Source organism: Nonomuraea corallina (assembly GCF_027620315.1).
Lineage (GTDB): Bacteria > Actinomycetota > Actinomycetes > Streptosporangiales > Streptosporangiaceae > Nonomuraea > Nonomuraea corallina.
In genome coordinates this window covers 1-2,755 of record NZ_JAPNNL010000324.1, presented here as the reverse complement: position 1 = coordinate 2,755, position 2,755 = coordinate 1, and the positions used below count along the sequence as shown (strand labels likewise).

The window sequence follows — 2,755 nt, the reverse complement described above, 5'->3', positions numbered from 1 at the left end:
CACCACATACGCCGACGTGTTCGCCACCGGCCGGCCGATGGAGCCGCGCATGTCTCCCGTGACCAGGTGGCCGGTGGACCACACGGTGGTCTCCGTCGGGCCGTACAGGTCCCACAGCTCGTCCGTCACCTCACGCAGCCGGGCGGCGAGCCCGGCGGGCAGCGCCTCGCCGGTGGAGACCACCCGGGGGACGCGGGCGGCGAGCGCGGGCAGCAGGCTCTCCAGCATCGACGGGGTGGCCTGGACGGTGTGCAGGTCGCCGTCCTTGACGAGCCGGTGCACCTGTTCGATCTCGCCGGTGGCGGCCACCACGACCGTGCCACCGGTGACGAGCGGGCCGAAGATCTCGATCATGGCGATGTCGAAGGACACCGACGTGAGGAACAGGTAGCGCTCGCCCGGGGCCGGGCCGGGCCGTTCGCGGACGTGCTCCAGCAGGCTGGCCAGGCCGCGGTGGGGCACCACGACGCCCTTGGCCCGGCCCGTCGAGCCGGAGGTGTAGATCAGGTAGGCGGCCTGGTCCGGATGCGCGCCCGTACCGAAGTGCTCGCCGTCGGCGGGCAGGTCCTCCAGGAGGAGGCGGCCGGGGTGGCCGGGCAGGCGGGCCTGGAGCGCGCCGGTCGTGACGGCGAGCGCGGCCCCCGAGTCGTCGAGGATCTGGGCGATCCGGTCCGGCGGGTAGCCGGGGTCGAGCGGGACGTAGCAGCCACCGGCCTTGAGCACGCCCAGCAGGGCGGCGATCAGGTCGGGGGTGCGGGGCAGGCAGACGCCCACGCGGGTCTCGGGGCCGACGCCGAGCCGGCGCAGCCGCGCGGCCAGGCGGGCGGCCTTGGCCTCCAGTTCGGCGTAGGTGAGGCCGCCGCCGTGGACGTCCGCCACGGCCGTCGCGTCCGGGGTGCGGGCGGCCTGCTCGGCGACCAGCTCGTGCACGCCGCGTCCCGGGTACGGCAGCGCCGGCCCCTGCCCGGCGGCCAGGGTGCGTTCCCGCTCGCCGGCGGCCATGAGCGGCAGCTCCGACAGGCGCAGGCCGGGGTCGGCGACGGCGGCGGCGAGCAGGGTGCGCAGGTGGCCCGCCAGCCGGGTCATCCGGTCGTCGTCGAACAGGTCCGTCGGGTAGTCCAGGACGCACAGCAGCCGGCCGTCGGGGCGTTCCTCGACGATGAGGTCCAGGTCGAACATGGCCGTGCCGGGGCGCACGTCGAGGCGTTCCAGGCGCAGGCCGCGCGCGCCGCCGGGCAGGGCCGGGGTGTTCTGGTAGGCGAGCATGACCTGGAACAGCGGGTTCCTGGACAGGTCGCGGCCCGCCGACAGGTCCTCGACCAGGGTCTCGAACGGCAGCGCCGCGTGCTCGAAGGCGTCCAGCGCCCGTTCCCGGGTGCGCTCCACCAGGTCGGCGAAGGCGGGGTCGCCGGACAGGTCGCCGCGCAGCACCACGGTGTTGAGGAACAGGCCGACGGTGTGGTCCAGCGACGGGTCCGGGCGGGCGGAGACGGGGGTGCCGATCGGGATGTCGCTCTGCCCGGTGTAGCGGGCCAGCAGTGCCTGCAGGGCGGCGGCCAGCACCATGAACGGGGTCGCCCGGCGGCCGGCGGCCAGCGCCCGCACCCCGTCGGCGGTCTCCCGGTCCAGGTCGAACAGCAGCCTGCGGCCGGCGTTGTCGCGTACGGGCGGGCGGGGGCGGTCGGCGGGCAGGTCGAGCACGTCGGGCAGCTCGGCGAGCGTCTCGCGCCAGTGGGCGAGGTCGGCCTCCCTGGCGGCGGGCCGGGCCCGCTGCCAGGTGGCGTAGGCGGCGTAGGAGGCCGGCGCGGCGGGCAGCGGGTCGCCGGCGTGCAGCGCCAGCAGGTCGCGCAGCAGGATCGCCACCGACCAGCGGTCGGCCAGCAGGTGGTGGAGGGTCAGGACGAGCCGGTGCTCCCGCTCGCCGACCCGCAGCAGGCGCGCCCTGGTGAGCGGGCCGGCGGCCAGGTCGAAGCGGAACCGGGCCTCGGCGAGCGCCGCCCGGTCCGCCTCGGCCGGGGTCAGGTCCTCGACGGTGAGCGCGGGCCTGACCGGTCCCGGCGTCTGCCAGGGCTCGCCGTCGCGCAGCGTGACGACGTACCCGAGGACGGGGTGGCGGTCCACGAGCGCGTCGAACGCGGCCGCGAGCGCGGCGGCGTCCAGCTCGCCCTCGATGCGGTACGCCCACGACAGGGTGTAGGCGGGGTTGCCGGGGTCGAGCTGGTCGACGACCCAGAACCGCCGCTGCGCCTCGGTCAGCGGCGCGCCCAGCGCAGGGTCGGTGTGCGGGATCGCCGGGCCGGGCGCCTTGCTCGCGCGGCGGCCGAGGAGACGGGCTTCGAGCGCGGCCCGCTGGTCGGGGCTGAGTGCGGCCAGGCGGTCGCGGATGCCTTCGCTCACCGCTCCTCCTCAAGCAGGTCGGCCTCGTGTTCGAGGGCGTGTTCGAGTACGGCGAGGGCCTGCTGCTCGACGGTGGTGGCGTCGAAGCAGCGGCGCAGCGGCAGTTCCACGCCCAGCTCGGCGGAGATCCGGGCGATGAGGCGGACGACCAGCAGGGAGTGGCCGCCGAGGGCGAAGAAGTCGTCGGCGACCCCGACGCGGTCGCGGCCGAGCAGGTCGGCCCAGATGGCGGCCAGCGCCTCCTCGACGGGGGTGCGCGGGGCGACGTAGTCGGGGACGGCGTCGGGCTCGGGTGGCGGCAGGGCCTTGCGGTCCAGCTTCCCGCTCGGCAACACCGGGAACCCCTCCACCGCGACGA

At 76.1% G+C, this 2,755-nt stretch carries 2 protein-coding genes; both read right to left on the bottom strand.

Annotated features, from left to right (window positions below; all coding sequences use genetic code 11):
- Nucleotides 1-2,397 (bottom strand): non-ribosomal peptide synthetase (locus OUY22_RS36395; protein WP_270159870.1); only part of this gene is annotated, 2,397 nt, incomplete at its 3' end.
- Nucleotides 2,394-2,755 (bottom strand): phosphopantetheine-binding protein (locus OUY22_RS36390; protein ID WP_270159869.1); only part of this gene is annotated, 362 nt, incomplete at its 5' end. The genes OUY22_RS36390 and OUY22_RS36395, both read right to left, overlap by 4 nt.